Origin of the sequence: Arthrobacter sp. zg-Y877, from assembly GCF_030373105.1 — a bacterium.
Taxonomy (GTDB): domain Bacteria; phylum Actinomycetota; class Actinomycetes; order Actinomycetales; family Micrococcaceae; genus Arthrobacter_B.
This window is the reverse complement of sequence record NZ_JAUCPU010000007.1, coordinates 113,480-134,198: the sequence shown is the minus strand read 5'-3', so window position 1 is coordinate 134,198 and position 20,719 is coordinate 113,480. Positions and strand designations below refer to the sequence as shown.

General features: G+C 67.3%; 20 protein-coding genes and 1 riboswitch. Of the genes, 12 read left to right on the top strand and 8 right to left on the bottom strand.

What is annotated here, in order from left to right; genetic code table 11:
- The first annotated feature begins 35 nt into the window (after positions 1–35).
- Complete coding sequence (locus tag QNO03_RS11455; RefSeq protein WP_289603387.1) at positions 36–1,145, top strand: glycerate kinase; 1,110 nt, start codon at positions 36–38, stop codon at positions 1,143–1,145.
- Here QNO03_RS11455 and QNO03_RS11450 read toward each other — a convergent pair whose 3' ends face one another.
- Positions 1,146–2,459 (bottom strand): uracil-xanthine permease family protein, encoded by a 1,314-nt coding sequence (locus tag QNO03_RS11450; protein ID WP_289603386.1) that lies wholly within the window; start codon positions 2,457–2,459, stop codon positions 1,146–1,148.
- Positions 2,460–2,602: 143 nt separating this feature from the next.
- On the opposite strand from QNO03_RS11450, the gene QNO03_RS11445 reads away from it, so the two are divergent.
- Both QNO03_RS11445 and QNO03_RS11440 read left to right on the top strand, forming a co-directional pair.
- Positions 2,603–3,472: an SDR family NAD(P)-dependent oxidoreductase gene (locus QNO03_RS11445; RefSeq protein WP_289603385.1), complete on the top strand. Its 870-nt coding sequence runs from the start codon at positions 2,603–2,605 to the stop codon at positions 3,470–3,472.
- A complete protein-coding gene (locus QNO03_RS11440) occupies positions 3,469–4,878 on the top strand; it encodes an aldehyde dehydrogenase family protein (RefSeq protein WP_289603384.1) in 1,410 nt (469 codons plus the stop codon). Before QNO03_RS11445 ends, QNO03_RS11440 begins: the two co-directional genes overlap by 4 nt.
- Before the next feature lie 72 nt (positions 4,879–4,950).
- On the opposite strand, the gene pgm is transcribed toward QNO03_RS11440, so the two are convergent.
- Complete coding sequence (gene pgm / locus QNO03_RS11435) at positions 4,951–6,582, bottom strand: phosphoglucomutase (alpha-D-glucose-1,6-bisphosphate-dependent) (RefSeq protein ID WP_229945744.1); 1,632 nt, start codon at positions 6,580–6,582, stop codon at positions 4,951–4,953.
- Between the two features lie 132 nt (positions 6,583–6,714).
- Here pgm and QNO03_RS11430 point away from each other — a divergent pair, with 132 nt between their 5' ends.
- Entirely contained in the window at positions 6,715–7,077 is a 363-nt protein-coding gene (locus QNO03_RS11430) for a hypothetical protein (protein ID WP_289603383.1), read from the top strand.
- Positions 7,078–7,148: 71 nt separating this feature from the next.
- On the opposite strand, the gene QNO03_RS11425 is transcribed toward QNO03_RS11430, so the two are convergent.
- Both QNO03_RS11425 and QNO03_RS11420 read right to left on the bottom strand, forming a co-directional pair.
- A complete protein-coding gene (locus QNO03_RS11425; RefSeq protein ID WP_289603382.1) occupies positions 7,149–8,354 on the bottom strand; it encodes a cobalamin-independent methionine synthase II family protein in 1,206 nt (401 codons plus the stop codon).
- Positions 8,355–8,372: 18 nt separating this feature from the next.
- Positions 8,373–8,497, bottom strand: a riboswitch (SAM riboswitch).
- A 130-nt stretch (positions 8,498–8,627) separates the two neighbouring features.
- Complete coding sequence (locus QNO03_RS11420) at positions 8,628–10,097, bottom strand: peptide MFS transporter (protein ID WP_283995851.1); 1,470 nt, start codon at positions 10,095–10,097, stop codon at positions 8,628–8,630.
- 210 nt (positions 10,098–10,307) lie between these two features.
- On the opposite strand from QNO03_RS11420, the gene QNO03_RS11415 reads away from it, so the two are divergent.
- Positions 10,308–11,294, top strand: coding sequence for an MsnO8 family LLM class oxidoreductase (locus tag QNO03_RS11415; protein ID WP_289603381.1), 987 nt, complete (start codon positions 10,308–10,310; stop codon positions 11,292–11,294).
- A 7-nt stretch (positions 11,295–11,301) separates the two neighbouring features.
- Here QNO03_RS11415 and QNO03_RS11410 read toward each other — a convergent pair whose 3' ends face one another.
- A complete protein-coding gene (locus QNO03_RS11410; RefSeq protein ID WP_289603380.1) occupies positions 11,302–12,702 on the bottom strand; it encodes an amidase in 1,401 nt (466 codons plus the stop codon).
- A 145-nt stretch (positions 12,703–12,847) separates the two neighbouring features.
- On the opposite strand from QNO03_RS11410, the gene QNO03_RS11405 reads away from it, so the two are divergent.
- From QNO03_RS11405 to QNO03_RS11390, 4 genes are all read left to right on the top strand, one after another.
- Positions 12,848–13,174, top strand: coding sequence for a rhodanese-like domain-containing protein (locus QNO03_RS11405; RefSeq protein ID WP_289603379.1), 327 nt, complete (start codon positions 12,848–12,850; stop codon positions 13,172–13,174).
- Positions 13,171–14,151 (top strand): prephenate dehydratase, encoded by a 981-nt coding sequence (gene pheA, locus QNO03_RS11400; protein WP_289603378.1) that lies wholly within the window; start codon positions 13,171–13,173, stop codon positions 14,149–14,151. The genes QNO03_RS11405 and pheA overlap by 4 nt, the downstream gene beginning before the upstream one ends.
- Before the next feature lie 49 nt (positions 14,152–14,200).
- Positions 14,201–15,175 carry a DNA topoisomerase IB gene (locus tag QNO03_RS11395; RefSeq protein WP_289603377.1) on the top strand — a complete coding sequence of 325 codons (975 nt, stop codon included), beginning with the start codon at positions 14,201–14,203 and terminating at the stop codon, positions 15,173–15,175.
- A 124-nt stretch (positions 15,176–15,299) separates the two neighbouring features.
- Positions 15,300–15,563, top strand: a complete 264-nt coding sequence (locus tag QNO03_RS11390) for a hypothetical protein (RefSeq protein ID WP_229945724.1) — start codon at positions 15,300–15,302, stop codon at positions 15,561–15,563.
- A gap of 61 nt (positions 15,564–15,624) precedes the next feature.
- On the opposite strand, the gene QNO03_RS11385 is transcribed toward QNO03_RS11390, so the two are convergent.
- Entirely contained in the window at positions 15,625–16,698 is a 1,074-nt protein-coding gene (locus tag QNO03_RS11385) for a diacylglycerol/lipid kinase family protein (RefSeq protein WP_289603376.1), read from the bottom strand.
- 67 nt (positions 16,699–16,765) lie between these two features.
- Between QNO03_RS11385 and serS the strand changes: the two genes are divergently transcribed.
- Together serS and QNO03_RS11375 are read left to right on the top strand one after the other, a co-directional pair.
- On the top strand, positions 16,766–18,040 hold the full coding sequence (serS, locus tag QNO03_RS11380; protein ID WP_289603375.1) for a serine--tRNA ligase: 1,275 nt from the start codon (positions 16,766–16,768) through the stop codon (positions 18,038–18,040).
- A 55-nt stretch (positions 18,041–18,095) separates the two neighbouring features.
- Positions 18,096–18,944 carry an HAD family hydrolase gene (locus QNO03_RS11375; RefSeq protein WP_229945716.1) on the top strand — a complete coding sequence of 283 codons (849 nt, stop codon included), beginning with the start codon at positions 18,096–18,098 and terminating at the stop codon, positions 18,942–18,944.
- Positions 18,945–18,963: 19 nt separating this feature from the next.
- Here the strand turns inward: QNO03_RS11375 and QNO03_RS11370 are convergent, their stop codons facing one another.
- Positions 18,964–19,599, bottom strand: a complete 636-nt coding sequence (locus QNO03_RS11370; protein ID WP_229945713.1) for a hypothetical protein — start codon at positions 19,597–19,599, stop codon at positions 18,964–18,966.
- Between the two features lie 100 nt (positions 19,600–19,699).
- Between QNO03_RS11370 and QNO03_RS11365 the strand changes: the two genes are divergently transcribed.
- On the top strand, positions 19,700–19,912 hold the full coding sequence (locus QNO03_RS11365) for a hypothetical protein (protein ID WP_289603374.1): 213 nt from the start codon (positions 19,700–19,702) through the stop codon (positions 19,910–19,912).
- Positions 19,913–19,974: 62 nt separating this feature from the next.
- Here the strand turns inward: QNO03_RS11365 and QNO03_RS11360 are convergent, their stop codons facing one another.
- Complete coding sequence (locus QNO03_RS11360) at positions 19,975–20,520, bottom strand: inorganic diphosphatase (protein ID WP_229945706.1); 546 nt, start codon at positions 20,518–20,520, stop codon at positions 19,975–19,977.
- Positions 20,521–20,719: the final 199 nt, after the last annotated feature.

Genomic DNA, 20,719 nt, shown 5'->3' with positions numbered 1-20,719 from the left:
TCCGCCCTGTCAGTCCCGGCTGGCAGGATGGAGGCATGCGCGTAGTCATTGCCCCGGACAAATTCAAAGGTTCCCTCAGCGCGGCGGAGGCCGCCGCAGCCATGGGAGAAGGCGTGCTGGCTGTCTACCCGGACGCCGACGTCACCGCGGTTCCCGTGGCGGATGGAGGCGAGGGCACCCTGGACGCCGCACTGGCCGCCGGTGCCCAGTCCCGCACCGCCCGGGTCACGGGACCGCTGGGCCGGGAGGTCACGGCAGTCTGGGCCCTCACCGAAGACACTGCCCTGATTGAAACCGCCCGGGCCAGCGGATTGGCCCTGCTGGATCCCACTCCCGAGGCTGCCCTGGCGGCCACCAGCTACGGCAGCGGCCAGCTGATTCTCGAAGCCCTGGACGCCGGAGCGCGCACCATCATCCTGGGTATCGGTGGTTCGGCCATGACCGACGGCGGTTCCGGCGCGATGGCTGCACTGGGAATCCGGATCCTCGACGATACGGGAATGCCCGTACCTCCCGGGGGAGCGGGCCTGCTGCGTGCGGCATCCCTGGATGCTTCCGGCCTGGACCCGCGGCTGGCCGAAGTGGATCTTAGGATCGCCGCCGACGTGACGAATCCGCTCTTGGGGCCGGAAGGCACGGCAGCGGTGTTCAGTGCGCAGAAGGGTGCCGATGCCGAGGCGCAGGCGGTCCTCGAAGAGGCGCTGGGCAACTGGGCACGGCTGCTGCAGTCCGCCACCGGCATCGACGTCGACATCCCCGGTGCCGGCGCGGCAGGCGGTTTCCCCGCCGGGTTCCTGGCCTTTACCAAGGCATCACTGAATCCCGGCTTTGAACTGCTCAGCAGCTTCACCGGACTCGACGCAGCGCTCACCCGCTGCGACCTCGTGCTTACCGGGGAAGGCTCACTGGACGCCCAGTCCCGCTACGGCAAGGCACCCCTGGCCGTTGCGGCCCGCGCACGGGACGCGGGGATCCCCGTGGTTGCCGTCGCGGGCAGGATCACCCTCACCCCCGACGAACTGCAGGAATACGGCATCGTGGCGGCCGTGAGCCTGCTGGACGTGGTGCAGCGGCCGCAGGACGCCATGGACCAGGCCGCCAAGTACGTTGCCTGGGCCACCCGCCAGGTCCTGGAAGGAGCCTGACTAGCCGAGCCTGCTGGGCTTGGCCCCGGCATCCTCCTGCGGCTCGTCCGGATCGGTTCCCCGCCAGCGGGCAATCGCCTGCATGCCGTGGTAGGCGATCAGGGTGGCTCCGGTGCCCAGCGCAATGCCGCCGAATTCCAGCCCGCCCACAATCCAGGTGAAGTTCGCGATGGCAATGATCAGGCCCAGCCCCGCGGTGGAGAGGTTGATCGGGTTCGAGAAGTTCACGCGGTTATCCACCCAGATACGCACGCCCAGGATGCCGATCATGCCGTAGAGGACGACGCCGGCGCCGCCCAGCACGCCGCCGGGAACCGTGGCGATCATCGCGCCGAATTTCGGGAACAGGCTGAGCAGGATGGCGACAATGCCGGCCACCCAGTACGCAGCCGTGGAGTACACCCGGGAGGCGGCCATGACGCCGATGTTTTCCGCATAGGTGGTGGTGGCGGAACCGCCGCCGGACCCGGCCAGCATGGTGGCCAGGCCATCGGCCATCAGGGCCCGGCCGGCATACGGGTCCAGGTCGCGGCGGGTCATCGCTGCCACGGACTTCACATGCCCGATGTTCTCCGCCACCAGCACCAGGACCACCGGAACGAAAAGGCCGATCACCGAGAAATGGAAGGTGGGGGTCATGAATTCGGGCAGCCCGATCCAGGCCGCATCGCCGATGGCCTGGAAGTCCACCTCGCCCTGGAGCATTGCGGTGATGTAGCCCGCCACTACGCCCACCAGGATCGACAACCGGCCCAGGAACCCCTTGAACAGGACGGTGGTCAGCAGGATCACCACCACAGTGACGGTGGCGGTCAGCGGTCCCCGCTCAAAGTTGTCCCGCGCCGACCCGGCGAGGTTGAGCCCGATCAGCGCCACGATGGTGCCGGTGACCACCGGCGGCATCAGGACCTGGATCCACCGGGTTCCGGCAACCTGCGCCGCAAGGCCCACCAGGAACAGGACAAAACCGGCCATGATGATGCCGCCCAGCGCTCCGCCGGGGCCGTGCGCGTTGGTGGCTGCCCCGATCGGAGCAATGAACGCAAAGCTGGAACCCAGATAGCTGGGGACCCTGCCCGCCGTGATGATGAGGAACAGGATGGTGCCGATGCCCGAGAACAGCAGGGTGGTGGCCGGCGGAAAACCGGTCAGCAGCGGCACGAGGAACGTCGCACCGAACATGGCCACCACGTGCTGGGAACCGATGCCGATGGTCCGCGGCCAGCTCAGCCGCTCCTCGGGAGCCACATAGGTGCCCGGCCGGATGGTTTTACCGTCTCCGTGAAGGGTCCAGTCCGTGCCGAATCTGCTCATGGGGGTGCCTTCCGGGGAGGGGTGTTTAGGCAAGATTGTAACCATCCCGAATTGCCGGGATGTTACGTTGCATACGAACCACCGTAGAGCAGCGCAGGGTGGTTGACGGTCTCGGGTTTAAACCGATCAGACGATGGAGCAGCATGGGCATTTCAGTTTCAGGACGAGTAGTCCTCATCACCGGGGCAGCCATGGGCATGGGACGCCTCTACGCAGAGCGCGCCGTGCGCGAAGGGGCGGCGGCGGTGGTGCTCTGGGACCTCAATGCGCAGGCCCTTTCCGACACCGCCGGGGAACTGCGAGGACTGGGCGGATCCGCCATTTACCCCTACGCGGTGGACGTTGCCTCCCTGCCGGACATTACGGCCACAGCCGAGCGGGTCATCCGGGAGGCCGGCGTTCCGGACATCCTGATTAACAATGCCGGGATCGTGCGCGGCAAGTACTTCTGGGAACACGCACCGGAGGCGGACATTGATGCCGTGATGCAGGTCAACACGCTCGCCCCCATGCAGGTGACCCGTGCCTTCCTGCCCGGCATGATCGAGCGCCGCACACCGGCGCGCATCCTGAACGTCGCCTCCGCCTCCGGCACGCTGTCCGTGCCGAAAATGAGTGTGTACACCGCGTCGAAGTGGGCCGTAATTGGCTGGAGCGACTCGCTGCGCCTGGAACTGGCCGAGTCCGGCAACGGCCATGTTGCCGTGACCACGCTGATTCCCAGCTACATCAAGACCGGAATGTTTGAAGGTGCCCGGGGGCCGCTGCTGACGCCGCTGATGGAACCGCAGCACGTGGTGGACAAGGCATGGGAGGCACTCCTCGCCGGGAAGGCGCGCCTCCAGCTGCCGTGGACAGTGGCCCTGGGCAGTGCCCTGCGCAATGTGCTGCCGCAGCCGGCATGGGACGTGGTGGCCGGACGGGTCTTCAAGGTGTACCAATCCATGGACCACTTCACCGGCCGCAAACCGGCAGCCCCGGACGCCGCAGCAAACGGAAGCACCCGGGCATGAGCGAAATGGTTTCTGCGTTCTCGCCTGATGCGTCCGTTGGTGCCGTTCCCACAGTGCTGGCCCGCCTGCGGGAAACCTTTGATTCCGGGCGTACCCGGCCGCTGGCCTGGCGGCGGGAACAGCTCCAGGGACTGGTCCGTCTCTTCGCTGAACGGGAACAGGACCTGGCGGAGGCACTCGCAGCAGACCTGGGCAAGAATCCGCTGGAAAGCTACGTCACTGAGCTTTCACTGGTGCGGGCCGAAGCTGAACACGCCCTGAAGTATCTGGAAAAGTGGGTCCGCAGCAAACGCGTTCCGGTCCCGCTGGGGCTGCAGCCGGCGTCGGCCCGGACCGAACCCCAGCCGCTGGGCGTGGTGCTGATCATCGGTCCCTGGAACTATCCCGTGCAGCTGGTGCTGGCACCGCTGGTCGGAGCGCTGGCCGCAGGCAACGCGGCCGTGCTCAAGCCCAGCGAACTCGCCCCGGCGACGTCGGCCGTGCTGGCGGACCTGCTGCCGCGCTATGTGGACCCCGCCGCCGTGGCCGTGGTCGAGGGCGGGCAGGAGGCAAGCACCGCCCTGTTGAAGGAACGGTTCGATTCGATCTTCTTCACCGGTGGGGAACGTGTGGGCCGGATTGTGCTGCAGGCAGCCGCCGAACACCTGACCCCGGTCACCCTGGAACTGGGCGGAAAATCCCCGGCCGTGGTGCTGGACGGCAACTGGGCCGCCGTCGCCCGCCGCCTGGTGTTCGGGAAGCTGCTCAACGCCGGGCAGACCTGCGTGGCCCCTGACTATGTCCTGGTGACGCAGGAGGCCGCCCCGGCCCTGAAAAAGCACCTGGTCCGCGCAGTTGCGGAACAGTTCGGCAAGGATCCGTCCCGGAGCAGGGACCTGGGCCGGATCGTCAATGAAGCGCACTGGGAACGGCTGGTGGGACTGCTGGACAGCGGAACGGTCCTGTCCGGCGGGCGCAGCGACCGTGGCAGCCTGTACCTGGAACCGACCATCCTCACGGATGTGGCTCCGGATTCGCCGGTGATGCAGGAGGAAATCTTCGGCCCCATCCTGCCGGTCCTTGAGGTCCGGGACCTGGCGGAGGCAATGAAGTTCATCAATTCCCGCCCGGTGCCGCTGGCGGCGTACCTGTACAGCGACTCCGCCGCGGACCGGAAGGCGTTCGAAGAAGGGGTGCGGGCCGGCAGCATCAACCACAATGCCAGCACCGTGCAGCTGGCCGTGCCGGGCCTGCCGTTCGGCGGTGCGGGCGCCAGCGGCACCGGTGCGTACCACGGCAGGTATTCCTTCGATACGTTCAGCCAGCTGCGGCCGGTCTTCACCAAGGGCACCCTGTTGGATACCCTCCGCTTCGCATACCCGCCCTATACGGGGCTGAAGAAACGGATCCTGCGCCGGCTCCTCTGACCGGCAGGCACGCTGTTTAAAGCGGAAAGGGGTGCACCTGCAGGTGCACCCCTTCTGCTTGCGCAACGGAACCTAGGAAATGACGCCGTCCACGATGGCCTTGGCTTCGGCCTGGACCTGGTGCAGATGCTCCTCGCCCTTGAAGGACTCGGCGTAGATCTTGTAGACATCCTCGGTACCGGAGGGCCGCGCCGCGAACCAGGCATTCTCGGTGGTCACCTTCAACCCGCCGATGGGTGCCCCATTGCCGGGTGCCTCGGTCAGGCGGGCCGTGATCTCTTCGCCGGCCAGGGTGGTGGCGGTGACGTCCGACGGCGAGAGCTTGGCCAGCGCTGCCTTCTGGTCCCGGGTGGCCGGTGCGTCCACGCGGGCGTACTCGGGATCGCCGAACTGGTTTGTCAGCTCGCGGTAGCGCTGGGACGGGGTCTTGCCGGTCACTGCCGTCATCTCCGAGGCCAGCAGGGCCAGCAGGATGCCGTCCTTGTCAGTGCTCCACGGCTGGCCGTCGAGGCGGAGGAAGGAAGCGCCGGCGGACTCCTCGCCGCCGAAAGCGGCTTCGCCGGAGAGCAACCCGGGCACGAACCACTTGAAGCCGACCGGAACCTCCATCAGGACCCGGCCCAGATCGGCGGTGACGCGGTCGATCATGGACGAGGAGACGAGGGTCTTGCCCACCATGGCGTCGGAACTCCAGCCGGAGCGGTTGCGGTACAGGTAGTCGATGGCGGTTGCCAGGTAGTGGTTCGGGTTCATCAGCCCCGCGTCCGGGGTGACAATGCCGTGCCGGTCGGCGTCGGCGTCGTTGCCGGTGGCAATGTCGTAATCCGCGGCCCGCGAAATCAGGGATGCCATGGCGTACGGGGAGGAGCAGTCCATGCGGATCTTCTCGTCCCAGTCCAGGGTCATGAAGGCCCACTGCGGGTCCACGTTGGGGTTGACCACGGTCAGGTTCAGGTGGTGCCGCTCGGCGATGGCGCCCCAGTAGTCCACGGAGGCACCGCCCAGGGGATCGGCGCCGATGTGGAGCCCTGCACTGCGGATGGCGTCGAGGTTCAGGACCGCGGGGAGGTCTTCCACATAGTGCGCCAGGAAGTCATAGGTGCCCACCGAGTCCGCCAGGCGCGCTTCGCCGAGGGGGATGCGGCGGACGCCGGCCAGGCCGTTTTCCAGCAGCTCGTTGGCGCGGTCCGCAATCCAGTTGGTGATATCGGAACCGGCCGGCCCGCCGGTGGGCGGGTTGTACTTGAAGCCGCCGTCCGCGGGCGGGTTGTGTGACGGGGTGACAACAATGCCGTCGGCCTGCTCGGTCCGGGTGGCATTGTGCCGGAGGATGGCGTGGCTGACGGCGGGGGTGGGCGTGAACCCGTTGCGCGCGTCGATCTGTACGTTCACGCCGTTGGCGGCCAGGACCTCAAGTGCCGTGTTCTGTGCCGGTTCGGACAGTGCATGCGTGTCCTTGCCCATGAACAGCGGTCCGGTGATGCCCGCCGACGTGCGGTACTCCACGATCGCCTGGGTAATGGCGGCAATGTGCTGCTCATTGAAGGCACCGTTGAGGGAGGAGCCCCGGTGCCCGGAGGTTCCGAACGCCACGCGCTGTGCAACGTTGGCTGGATCCGGGACGACGTCGTAATAGGCGTCCAAAAGCGCAGTGAGATCTACAAGGTCGGAAGGTTCGGCACGCTGGCCGGCACGATTAGACATACCCCTAAGCATGCCAAAGAAACGGCGCAGACGGCAGACACGGCCCTGCAGGGAAACCGGGGCCGGGGGCCTTAGGCTCTATCCCGAAGTCTTGGCGGCGGGAAGCCAGGGAGTGTCAGGGGGAAGAGCATAGTGGCTGTTTCAGGCGGTTTTGGTCCAGCACGGGAGCGTGTGCCGCAGGGCCTGCGCCGCGGCACCCGGGCGCTCATGGTGGGTTTTAACGTGCTTTACCTCTGCGCCGCCCCGGTGTTGTGGTTTTTCTGGACGCAGCGGGCAGCGTTCCGGCTGCCCAGCTGGGCGGAAAACACTGCGGGTTTCGCCGCCGGCCCCTTGGCCGTCCTGGTCCTGGCCGCGGCGTGGATTACTGCCGGTATCCTCTTCGCCCGGGGCCGGCGGCAGCTCGGAGCGGCGGCGTTCAACACCATCTGCGCGCTGGGCGCCCTGGCCGCCGTGAGCGGGATGCTCGTGCTGGTCAGTGCCGGGCTGGACCGCTGACGAGGCTGGTTCCGCACGCCGCGGAAAGGGCTTTTCCGCCGCACGAGCGGGCCGGCGGCACCGCTGTTGGGTTACCAGAGCCGGCTGCTTGCCAGCCGGGCACCCTCGCCCAGGGCCTCGAGTTTGGCGGCCGCGATCTGGGGATGCACCCGTCCGCCCAGCCCGCAGTCAGTGGAGGCAATGATGTTTTCCCGTCCCACCAGCCCGGCGAAACGCTCGATCCGGTTCGCCACCAGTTCCGGATGCTCCACCACGTTGGTGGCATGGGAGACGACGCCGGGGAGGATGACCTTGCCGTCCGGCAGTTTGGTGTCCTCCCAGACCCGCCATTCGTGCTCGTGCCGCACGTTTCCGGCTTCAAAGCTGTAGCCGCCCGCGTTGATCCGCAGCAGGGTGTCCACCAGATGCCGGAACTCGATGTCCGTGGTGTGCGGCCCGTGCCAGGAGCCCCAGCATAGGTGGAACCGGACCTGTTCCTCCGGGATGCCGCGCAGGGCGTAGTTCAGGGCCTCCACACGGACCTGCGTGAACCTGAGGTAGTCCTCGACGGACGGTTCGGGATTGATCTGGTCCCAGTTCTCCGCGATGGACGGGTCATCGATCTGGACAATCAGCCCGGCGTCGGCAATGGCCAGGTATTCCTCGCGCATGGCGTCCGCACACGCGAAAATGAACTCTTCCTCGGTGGCGTAGTACTCGTTGGCAATCCGGGAACAGGACCCGGGGGACAGTGACGCCAGGAAGCCTTCCGTCAGCCCCGCCGACGCCAATCCCGCCTTGAGGTTGGCAATGTCGTTCGCCACGGCGTCGTACCCGGTGTATTCCACCGGGCCCGTGACCTTCGGGAAGACCTTCTGCGCGCCCGTGGTGATGCCCGAGGACGGGTCGGAGTAGGCCGCGGAGAAGCGTTGCCGGTCGCGGCGGTCGCCGAAGCTGGTGAGGACCACACTGCCCGGTTCGGAGCGGTGCGGCTCCATGTCCCAGATTCCCGTTTCGGCCACGCTCAGGCCGGCGAGCCGGGAGAAGGAATAGGACCACCAGGCCCCGTAGTCGACGTCGGCGGACATCGCGTGGCCGTATTCGCCGTCGTTCGGAATATCGATGCCGGCCTTCAGTTGGCGGGCCACCAGGTCGGCGACGGCGGCCTGCAGTAGCTCCGCGTAACCCCCGGTGTCTGCGGGATCGGCTTCGCGTGCCGCATTCGCGGCCAGCAGTTCAGGAGTACGGGGAAGGGAACCGGCGTGGGTGGTCAAAATGCGGTCAGTGCTTTTGCGCATGGCAGTCATCCTTGGGAAGCAGTGCTCTTGCCGGCACCGGACGCCCGGAAGGGCGGTGCAGGCCGCTTCGTCATCCGAACCACCCGCGAAGCATGGGGTTGGTGCACGGCCAAGTCGGAGCTTGGCGGCCGTGTCTCCTGAAGCTGGGACCCATCCTAACCACGTTCCGGGGCACAGCCAAGCATGTCTGCGGACACAAGCGGACACAAAAAAGGACGGCGGCACCGGAGAGTTCCGGTGCCGCCGTCCCTGCTGCAGTGGTGCGGGGTGCTGCTAGCGCACGCCGCCCATGAGCTTCTTGATCGACGGTGTCGCCGCAGCCAGGGCAATGCCCAGGATGATTGCGGTGACGCCGCTGAAGGTGAAGTAGCTGACCTCGGTTGCGGGATCGTAGAACTGTGCCAGCCAGCCGGCCAGGGTGGTGCCCAGGGAGACGGACAGGAAGAACAGGGCCACCATCTGGGTCCGGAAGACTTCCGGAGCCAGCTTGGTTGCCACCGACAGGCCGATCGGGGACAGGAACAGTTCGGCGAAGGTGAACAGCAGCAGGATGCCGGCCATGGCCAGCAGCGGGGTGCTGTTCGGGGCACCTCCGGAGAACGGAATGAAGGCCAGGAAGGCGAGGCCCATCACGGCCAGGCCCATGGCGAACTTCAGCGGGGAGGACGGCTGGCGGTCGCCCATCTTGGTCCACACACCGGCGAAGACCGCGGCGAAGATGATGATGAAGACCGGGTTAATGGACTGCACCCAGCTCGGCGGCATTTCCCAGCCGAAGATGCTGCGGTTCAGGGAGGTGTCCGCGTACATGGCAACCACCGTGAACTGCTGCTGGAACAAGGCCCAGAACGCAGCGCTGGCAATAAAGAGCGGCATGAAGGAGTACACCCGGCGGCGTTCCACCTGGTTCACCTTCTTGCTGCTGAGGATGATGACGAAGTAGGCGACGGAAGCCACGATGGCCACGGCCGCCATGACCACGGCGAGGTTCTTGGCGGTCAGGATGTTGAAGACAACGGCCAGCGCAATAACAACCAGACCGGCCACGGCAATGAGCCCGACCTTCATGTACTGCTGCTTCGGGAGCGGGTTGGCTACATGATGTGCGGATTCGGGCAGGTTCTTGCGGGTTACGCCGTACTGCACCAGACCGATGGCCATGCCGATGGCGGCCAGGCCGAAGCCGTAGTGGAAGCCGTACTCGGTCCAGGCCAGACCGGTCAGGATCGGGCCGATCAGGGCACCGATGTTGATGCCCATGTAGAAGATGGAGAAGCCGGCGTCGCGCCGCTGGTCCTTCTCGTCGTACAAGGTGCCGACGAGCGATGTCGCATTGGCCTTGACGCCGCCGGAACCCAGGGCGATCAGGATCAGGCCTGCGGCCAGTCCGACGGCGCCGGGAAGCACGGCCAGGGAAATGTGGCCCAGCATGACCAGTGCGGCGGCGTAGAACAGCACCCGTTCGGCGCCGAAGACGCGGTCCGCCAGCCATGCACCGAGGATGGTGGAGAGGTACACGCCACCGCCATACGCACCGACCAGGGAGACGGCGATGGCTTCGTCGATGCCGAGGCCGCCGTCGGTGGTGCTGTAGTACATGTAGTACAGCAGGATGCCCTGCATGCCGTAGAAGGAGAATCGCTCCCACAGCTCAACACTGAAGAGGTTGGCCAACATCCGGGGATGGCCGAAGAAGGTTTTACGCGCTTCTTTTACGCCTGGGGTACTGGGGGTATGGCTCACGAGTTTAATATTCCCACCCCCGGGAGGGGTGAATGCAGCCACAACCGAAAGAATCCGCCGGGGAACGCGAACCTTCCCTGCCCGTACGTGGGGAAGGTCACACGTAAATGGGCCAATCCGGCCCGCATTACATGCTTGGGTGCCTGCATGACGCCGGGATTTGCACGTCCGGCGCGGAATTCCCCCACCACCGGGCGGGTTGGTACAGGTATGGCCAGCCTCAGTGTTCCCCTCTCCATCCTTGACCGCGCCAACTCACGGGAAGGGTTTTCCGAAGCTGATGCGCTCGGTGCCGTACTTGAGCGCGCGGAGGCGGCGGAAGTGCTCGGATACCGCCGCTTTTGGGTGGCCGAGCATCATGCAGTGGCGGGAATCGCCGGGTCTGCGCCCGCCGTCCTGATGGCTGCCCTGGCAGCGCGCACCAGCAGCATCCGGATCGGTTCCGGGGGTGTCATGCTGCCGAACCATCAGCCGCTGGTGGTGGCCGAACAGGCAGCCACCCTGCAGGCCCTGAATCCCGGCCGGATCGACCTTGGCCTGGGCCGGTCCATCGGGTTCACACCGGCGGTGCGGACCGCGCTGCGGGCAGGGCAGGCCGAGGCGGAACAGTTCGAAGCGCACCTGGCGGAACTGCTGGCCTACCTCGACGGCACCGCGCCCATTACCGCCCGCCCGCAGGACGGCGGTCGAACGCCCGTCTTTGTGCTGGCCACAGGTGCAGGTGTGGAGATAGCCGCCCGGGCCGGGCTCGGCGTCGTTCTGGGCGGCCCGGCGTTATTCCGGACCAACAGCGCCGGCCGCGCCGGTGCGCTGGAGCGTTACCGCGCCGCCTTCCGCCCCTCGGACCGCTTCCCGCGCCCCTATGTCGTGGCTGCCGTCAACATTGCGGTGGCCGGGACCGAGGAGGCTGCCGAGGAACTGCTGCTGCCCGAAGCGCAGGCACTGGCCGTTTCCCGGACCAAGGGTGTTTTTCCCGCACTGTCCAGCGCTGCCGGCGGCGCCGACCCGTCACCGCGGCACCAGGAGCTGGTCCGAGGCGCCCTTGACACGTCTGTCTATGGAACCGTCGGCCGGGTGCAGCAACGCCTTGAGGAACTGGTGGCTTCCTCCGGAGCGGACGAACTGCTGGTGACCGGCGGCGCCTTCGACGTCGAGGGGCAGCGGGAATCCGACCGCCTGCTTGCCGGACTGTTCTAGCCGGAGGTCAGTAGCCCAGCTGGGCGGCGACGGCAAGCAGGTCCGCTTCGGCGCCGGGCCGGCCGATCAGCTGGATGCCCATCGGCAGGCCGGCGGCGGTGTCCAGCACCGGCAGGGTAATGGCGGGAAGTCCGCAGACATTCACCATGGACGTAAAAGGGGAGTATTGGCACTGGCGTGCGTAGTCCTCATCCGCCCGGTCTTCGGCACTTTCGCCCTGGCCGGCGTACCAGCCAATGGGCCGCGGCGTCATGCCCAGGGTTGGTGTCAGGACCATGTCGTAGGCGCTGTATTGCCGGATGGTCTCCACCTCGAAGGTCCGGAGGACGTCGACGGCGGCCACCAGGTCCGCCGCACTCCGCTGAAGTGCCCTCCGCCGCATAACCGCGGCCAGGTCCGTCAGGCGCTCCTCGCCGCCCGGGGACAGGGCGGCGGTCGACAGCCCGGCGGTCCACACCACCTGGAACGCGTCCGGATAACGCTCGTCGTACCTCAGATCCGTGTCCACCAGATCGTGGCCGGCGCGGGTGAGGGCGGCAACGCCGGCGTCGAGCGCCTCCACGGCCTCGGGATCGAGCCGGATATCCAGCCGGGATTCGAAGGGTGAACGGGTACTGACCCCGATCCGGAACCGTCCCTCGGCCCGCAGCGCCGCCGCCAGGAAGGTTCCCGGGGCCGGGGCGGCGTTGGTGGCCCGGTAATTGGGTTCGTCGACCATCGCGTCCAGCAGCAGCGCCGCATCGGCGGCGCTCCGGGCCAGTGGGCCGGCTACGACGAACTGGCCCAGGTCCTGCTGCGCCGATCCGGCCGGGACCCTGCCCCGGTTCGGCTTCAGGCCCACCAGGCCGGTGGCCGCTGCCGGAATGCGGACGGACCCGCCGCCGTCGGTTCCCGGAGCAAAGGGGATCAAACCCGCGGCCACTGCCGCGGCACTCCCACCGGAGGATCCGCCGGGGCTGAGCCGCGGATCGCGGGGATTCCGGGCGGGCGGACCCACCTGGTTTTCGCTGTAGCTGCTGAGCCCGAATTCCGGGACCTGCGTTTTGCCCAGGCTGATTGCCCCGGCGCGGCGCAGGACGGCCGGAAGCGGCGCGTCGTCCTCCGCCACCCATGGGTCCAGCGCGGCGCTGCCCAGGGTGGTGCGGACGCCGGCCACATCGGTCAGATCCTTATGTGCCAGCGGCATCCCATGCAGCAGGCCCAGCCGTTCTCCCCGGGCGCGGCGGCCGTCAGCCGCCCGCGCTTCCGCCACGGCCTCCTCCGGCGTCGGCGTCAGGAACGCGCCCAGCGCCGGGTTGAGCTCCTCGATCCGCCGGAGATAGTGGACAGTGACTTCCTCGGCACCCAGACTGCCCGAGGCCAGGGCATCCCGCAGTTCGACGGCGGTCATATCGTGGGGAGCGGGCATTGCATACCTTTCGTTGCATGCTGGATCCGGACGTTTATTCTCCCGGACCGCGTCCCACTATAGGCTGGAGAAAACGGCCCTGCGCAGCGGGACCCGGGTCCCCGGGCGCGCGGTGCAGGGCGATCGTACGACAGTGAGGGCAGCGATGAGCGAGATGCAGAGCGTAACCGTAGAGACCATCCCCGAGGGCGCAAAGATCCTCGACGTCCGGGAAGACTACGAGTGGGAAGCCGGGCACGTCGACGGCGCCCTCCACATCCCGCTCGACCGGCTGCCCGAAGCCCTCGATGACCTGGATCCGGATCAGGACCTGGCCGTCATCTGCCGCACCGGCGGCCGCAGTGCCCGCGCCACCCAGTGGCTGGAGGCCAACGGTTACTCCGCCGTGAACGTCAATGGCGGGATGGGTGCCTGGCTCGAAGCGGGCAAGCCCATGGTCTCCGACAACGGGCAGGAACCGACCGTTAAATGACGTCCGCCGCCGATACCCGCCCCGCCCCGCACCACTCCGGTCCGGAAGGGGAAGCCGTGGTCTACGCCTACCTCGGGCCGGAAGGCACCTTTACGGAGGCGGCCCTGCTGAGCATTCCTGGCGCCCAGGACGCGGTCCGCATTCCGGCCCCCAGCGTGAATTCGGCACTGGAAATGGTCCGTTCCGGACAGGCGACCGCTGCGGTTGTTCCGATCGAAAACTCCGTCGAAGGCGGGGTCAGTGCCACCCTCGATGCGCTTTCCGCGGGAACCTCGCTGCGGATCCTGCGTGAGGTCCTGGTGCCGATTACGTTTGTCCTGGCTGCGCGTCCGGGGACCGGTCTGGCCGACATCCGCACTGTCTCCACGCATTCGCACGCGTGGGCGCAGTGCCGCGAATGGGCGGCAGCAAATATTCCGGACGCGGAATATCTTCCCGCGTCCTCCACGGCGGCAGCCGCCGTGGAACTCGGGGGCCCGGAGCCGGGCTTCGAAGCGGCCATCTGTTCCCCGCTGGTTGCGCAGCGGCTCGGGCTGGAAGTGCTCGGGGAGGACATCGGCGACGTCCGGGACGCAGTGACCCGGTTCGTGATGATCAGCCTGCCCGGCCTGCTGCCCGAACCCACCGGAGCGGACAAGACCACCCTTGTGGTTCCCCTTCCCGAGGACCACCCGGGAGCCCTGATGGAGATCCTGGAGCACTTCTCCACCCGCGGCGTGAACCTGAGCCGGATCGAGTCCCGTCCCACGGGTGTGTTCCTTGGCGACTACTTCTTCAGCATTGACGCAGACGGCCATGTGGCGGACGCCCGGATGGCGGACGCCTTGAAGGGCCTGCACCGGATCAGCCCGGAGCTGCGCTTCCTGGGTTCCTATCCCCGGGCGGACCAGCGCGAGACGGAGATTTCCCGGCATACCAGTGACGAGGCGTTCCGCGCCGCCGACATTTGGCTCGAGTCCGTCCTGAACGGATACTAGGGCGAGAAGCCGCTGCCGGTCCGGCAGCGGCGCGTGAAAGGTGCGCACCATGGGTCGACTGCGGCGGAGCAACTGCGAACATCCCGGCTACTCCCGGCGGCGCTGGGGCAAGGGCTTCAGCTACCGGGATGTCCGCGGCGGGATCATTACCGACCGTGCCGTCCTGGCCCGGATCCGTTCGCTGGCGATTCCGCCGGCCTGGACGGAGGTCTGGATCAGTCCCTATCCCAATGGCCATATCCAGGCCACGGGAACCGACGGGGCGGGCCGCAAGCAGTACATCTACCACCCGCACTGGCGCGAAATGAAGGACCGCGAGAAATTCGACCGCGCCCTCGAGTTCGCCCAGTCCCTTCCCGCCGCACGCCGGCTGATCACCAAGCACCTGCGGGCAGAGGGCTGCGGGCCCGAGCGTGCCCTGGCGGCGGCTTTGCGGATTGTCGACGCCGGGGCGCTGCGGGTCGGCGGGACCAGATATGCCGAGGCCAACGGCTCCTACGGCACCACGACGCTGCGCATCGAGCACGTGTGCCTGGACGGAACCGAGGTGCGCTTCGACTTCCCGGGCAAGAGCGGCCAGGAATGGCACACCTCGATCAAGGATGCGGACCTTGCGGCGGCCATCGATCCCATGCTCCGGCGTCCCGGTGCGGATACGGCGCTGGCCTACCTGGGGGTGGACGGAGCCTGGCACAGTGTGGATGCCGCCCAGCTCAATGCCTTCCTGAAGGAAGTGACGGGCGGGGACTTCAGTGCCAAGGATTTCCGTACCTGGCAGGCCACCGTCGTCGCCGCAATGTCCCTGGCCCGTCTGGCGCCGTCGTCCGTTACCACCCGCGCCAAGCAGAAGGCCGTGGCGGCCACGGCCCGCGATGTTGCCGAGCACCTGGGCAACACGCCGGCCATTGCCCGCAAGTCCTACATCGACCCGCGCGTGGTGGACCGGTTCTTTGACGGCCGCGTGATTCCGGTAACCGGGTTTTCCGCGTCGGAGACGGCTGTGCGGATGATGCTCGAGGATTAAGCGGGTTTCCGCGGGCACCGGCAATAAGTATGCTGATGGAAGGCGCGTGCAGTATTGGCGCTCTGGACGACCACTCCAGATTTGGACAACCAACAAATTTGGACAACCAAAGGAAGGTGCCGGCATGAGCGAGTACCCCAACGAACAAGAGCAGCTCAAGGACCCGAAGCCCAGCGGTGTTTCCACCAATGACGATAACTACCGCGGCGATGTCGGCGACCAGGGCAACGACATCCGCTTTGCCGAGGAAGAGGCACTGATCCGCGAGCAGGCTTCCCCGTCCTCCCTCGAGGACGAAGGCAAGTACACCGCGGCAGAGGGCGCCAAGACGGACGAGGACCGCGAAGGCGGCTACACCGACGCCGAAGGCACCCAGGACGGCAAGTAACGCCTTCCCCTGGAAGCGGCGCTGCACCCACCGGTGCGGCGCCGCTTTTTGCTTCCGTCTGTTAGGCCTTCGGCGGCAGCACGGGCGAGGGCGGCACCCGGACCAGCAGGGCCTCGGTATCCACCTCGACCGTGATGCTGGTGGCCGGGCCGGTCAGGTCGCCGTCGAGCTGGGTCTGTGTGGGTTCCGCGACGGTCACCGTGATTTTCCGGACCCGGTGGTGGCTGATCACCGGGAGGTCCTTGGGATAGCGCGTCATCACCTTGCCCGCCACCCAGGCCCACCCCAGGACACTGCGCGGGCTGATGATGACGACGTCGAGCAGGCCGTCGTCCACCACGGCGTCGGGGATGAAATCGATGCCGGCGGGCAGGCGTCCGGTATTGGCCACGAGCACACTGTGGACCTTCTGGGACTGCGCCGGCCCGCCGTCCAGGCTGACGGACATCCGCGTGCGGCGCCCCGGCAGCAGACGGACGCCTGCTTCGCTGTAGGCCAGCCAGCCCACCCGCTTTTTCAGGCCGTCCCGGGTTGCGGCGATCACCTGGGCATCCAGTCCAATGCCGCCCATCACCAGGAAGGCATTGTGGGAGCGCTGGCCGGTCGATGAGTCTTCGAGCAGGATGTCGGCCATATCGATCCGCCGCACGTCTCCGTGGAGGGCGTTGCGGATGTTTCCCGTCAGGTCCGCGACGGAGATGTCCAGGTTGCGGGCCAGCAGGTTGCCCGTGCCCAGCGGAATGAGTCCCAGGGCGGCACCGGAATGCGCCACGGCCCGCGAGACTTCACGGATGGTGCCGTCCCCGCCTGCAGCGAGTACGACGTCGGCCCCCGATTCCAGTGCCTGCAGCGCCTGCAGGTAGCCGGGGCTGTCCACAGTGGTTTCCAGAATCAGGGGCGGATCCCAGCCGGCGAGTTCACACGCGGTCCTGAGCACCGCTTCGGCGTCGGCGGCCAGCGCCTTGATGGGATTAACGACCATGGCCACCCGCTGGTGCGCCGCCCCCCGCGGGGCGAATACTGCCGCGTCCGCTGCTGCCCGCCGCCGGGTTCGGGTGCCTGCAATAACCCAGGTTGCCGCGGAGGCCAGGAGGGCGGTGCAGAGGACAAGGAAGAGCGTAATTTCAACGGGCATGATGCATCCCAGAATAGCCGTCACACCGCGGATCAAAGGCCGGGCAGGTTTTCGGTACTCTTGAATCGTGATCGATGTAAATGAGCTCCGCGAAAACCCTGAAAAATTCCGAGCCTCGCAGCGCGCCCGGCTGGCCGACGAGAGCATTGTGGACGCGATCATTTCCGCCGACGCCGCCCGCCGCGACGCCCGGACCCGCTACGAGACCCTGCGCGCCGAGCAGAACGCCTTCGGCAAGCGCGTGGCACAGGCCAAGGGCGATGAGAAGCAGGCCCTTCTGGCCGAGGTCAAGGAACTGGCTGCCGCGGTCAAGGCCGCCGGCGCCGAGGCCGACGCCATCCAGGCGGAATCCGACGCACTGCTGCGCCGGATCCCGAACCTGGTGTCCGACGGCGTGCCCGTCGGCGGCGAGGACGACTTTGAGGTCGTCAAGACGGTCGGCAAGCCCCGCGACTTCGAGGCCGAGGGATTTGCCCCCCGCGACCACCTGGAAATCGGCGAACTGCTGGGCGCCATTGACATGGAGCGCGGCGCCAAGGTGTCCGGCTCCCGTTTCTACTTCCTCCGCGGCGTCGGCGCCCGGCTGGAACTGGCACTGCTGAACATGGCCATGGACCAGGCCGTGAAGGCCGGGTTCGTCCCGATGATCACCCCCACCCTGGTGCGTCCCGAGACGATGCAGGGCACCGGCTTCGACGTGGCGCACGACGCCGAGATCTACCGGCTCGCCGAAGACGACCTGTACCTGGTGGGCACGTCCGAGGTGCCGCTGGCCGGCTACCACGCCGACGAAATCCTCGAACTCGACGGCGGACCCGTCCGTTACGCCGGCTGGTCCTCCTGCTACCGCCGGGAAGCCGGTTCCCACGGCAAGGACACCCGCGGCATCATCCGGGTCCACCAGTTCAACAAAGTGGAAATGTTCGTCTACACCCGGCCGGAGGACGCCGCGGAAGAGCACCGCCGGCTGCTGGCCTGGGAAGAGGAAATGCTGGCCAAGGTCGAGCTGCCCTACCGGGTCATCGACACGGCGGCCGGCGACCTGGGTATGTCCGCAGCCCGGAAGTTCGACTGCGAGGCCTGGGTTCCCACCCAGAACGCCTACCGCGAGCTGACGTCCACCTCCAACTGCACCACCTTCCAGGCCCGGCGGCTGAATATCCGCGAACGCCAGGCCGAGGGCAAGGGCACCCGCGCCGTGGCCACCCTGAACGGAACGCTGGCTACCACCCGCTGGATCGTCGCCATCCTGGAACACCACCAGAACCCGGACGGCTCCGTTAACGTGCCGGCTGCACTGCAGCCGTACCTGGGCGGCCTGGAGGTTCTTCCGGTCCTCTAGGTCCGAGGGTTCGGTGTCCTAGCCGCCCTCCGGCCGGATCTGCTTAGATAAAACGATGACAACTTTGAGTACCGCTGGCATCGAAGACCAGCGAACCCCTGACAAGCGGCACCTGGTAGCCCTGGATGTAGACGGAACACTGGTGGACCACGACGGCCACATGTCCCCGGGTGTGCGCAATGCGGCACGCGAGGCCATCCAGGCCGGACACCATCTGGTGGTGGCGACGGGCAGGTCCTACGGGGCCGCGCTGCCGATCCTCGAACTCCTGGGCCTGACCGAGGGGTACTGCGTCTGCTCCAACGGCGCGGTGACCCTTCGTCTGGATCCGTCCCTGGAAGACGGCTACGAAGTGCTGGACCGCGTGGTCTTTGATCCCCAACCGGCTCTCGCCGCGCTGCGGGAGAAGCTCCCGACGGCGAAGTTCGCCCTTGAAGACGCCGAAGGACGGTTCCTTTCCACCGAGCGCTTCCAGGACGCGAGCTTCGGCGCCGAAGCCCTCGCGGTGGATTTTGAGGCCCTGCTCGAGGCACAGGCCGTCCGGGTGGTGGTCTTCAGCACCGACAGCACGGCCGAGGAATTCGGCTCCGCGGTGGGGGCGATCGGCCTGCACGGTGTGACGTATTCCGTGGGCTGGACAGCCTGGCTCGACATTGCCGCGGCCGGCGTGACCAAGGCCAGTGCCCTGGAACAGGTCCGCCGCCGCCTGGAGGTGGATCCCACGCTGACCGTCGCCCTGGGTGACGGCCGCAATGACATCGAGATGCTGGACTGGGCCTCCCGGGGCGTGGCCATGGGCCAGGCACCGGAAGAGGTGCTCGCGGCGGCATCCGAAGTTACCGGCACCGTTTACGAAGACGGCGCGGCCAGCGTGCTGGCCAGCGTACTGCGGGGCCTAGCCTAGCTGCCCTTCCCGGGCGCGGTCAGGCGCCGTAGGGCAGCGCGGCCGGCGGCAGGGACGCCGGCCCATACACCAGGCCCAGCAGGCGTGCGGCGGCAGGCCGGGTGGCCCATTCCTCGCTCCAATGCGACCGGACCACCGCCTTGCTCACTGCCTGCGCGGTGATTCCCAGTTCCTGGGCAACGAACTTCTGCTGTCCACGCGCTCCGGGTGTCATGAGGTCCAGGACCTTCCACTCGGCGTCGGTCCGGGCCGCCACGATCAGGCCCAGCAGGCGCAGCACGGCTTCCGCCTCCGCTGCCAGCTCCGCATCCGGCCCGTCCACGGCAAGCGGGACCCGGTCACCCGTGCGCTGGGCCCGTTCCACCGCCCGGCGGGAGTAGACGAGTCCGTAGCCCCGCGCGTCCCGGAGATCGTCAGGCAGCGGAAGCTGGAGTTCACCGACCCCCACCCCCACATGCCAGCGGCGTTCCCGGACCGCCGTCAGCGCGGCCTCCACCGCAGCCGAGGCATCCGTGAGCACACCCTGGGCTTCATCGCCGACGGTGCGCTGGAAGGGAACAGCCGCCGGCAGGTGACGAAGGGACCGGATCAGGTCCGGAACCAGATCCCCGACTTCCCGGGAATCCCGCTGGTTAATGGTCAGCACATAATGCATGGCCCCAGCATGTCAGACCGTCCCTGAAAACAACCGAATGCGGTTGCGGCGCGCCCAGAGAGCGCGGAAAGACAGCCGGCCGGGCGGTAGAGTCGGCCGCATGACCAGCCAGGAGCACGCACCCCGCCCGGACCGCCGCCCCCTGCTTCGCCTGCTGTTTGTGGTGGGCGTCATCCTTCTGGGGGCCTGGGCGGCATGGCTCACGCATAGTTGGATTGTCCTCGTGGTTGCCGTCTTCGTGGCGGTTTTCCCAGCCCGTACCCACGGCGGGGACATGCGTTCCTGGGCGCGCAGGGCAGGCGGCGGCAGCTGAGTGCTTAAACGCCGACGGCGGCCGGCCCCCGAGGGGACCCGCCGCCGTCGTACTGCGGAACGTTAGTTGTTGACGGGGTTGGCGTCGACGTCGCGGCCCTGGGCCTGATCGTCTTCGTGGCCTTCGCCCTGGGCGGAGAAGCGCTCCAGGGAAGCCTTGACCTCGGCTTCGGCTGCTTCGCGGCCGGCCCAGTCTGCGGCTTCAACCCACTTGCCCGGCTCCAGGTCCTTGTACTTGGTGAAGAAGTGCTTGATTTCATCCAGCAGGAAGTCGGACACGTCCGAGAGGTCCTTGATGTGGTCAAAGCGCGGATCCACCGGAACACACAGGACCTTGGCGTCTCCGCCGCCGTCGTCCACCATGTTGAACACGCCGATGGGGCGGGATTCCACCAGCACGCCGGGCATCAGGTCGAAGTCCTGCAGCATCACCAGGGCGTCCAGCGGATCGCCGTCCTCACCCAAGGTGTTCTCGAAGTAGCCGTAGTGGGTGGGGTAGGCCATGGAGGTAAACAGGACCCGGTCCAGGCGCAGGCGGTGGGTTTCGTGGTCGATTTCGTACTTGACCCGGGACCCCTTGGGGATCTCGATGGTGACGTCGAGCTTCATTGCAACTCCTCACTGGGTGGCCCGCAGGGGGAGCCACTGGAAAGACTGGATAACGGATACGGCCCCGGCGTGCCCCGGAACGGAAAGGTCGGGCGGGACGCCGGCGTCGGTCTAGTGTTAAAGATATATGTCCTGCGCCGGGTTCGGCGCACAGGACCCGTTGGCCGGGGGAACCGGCGAAAGTGAAAGAGTCGGTGGG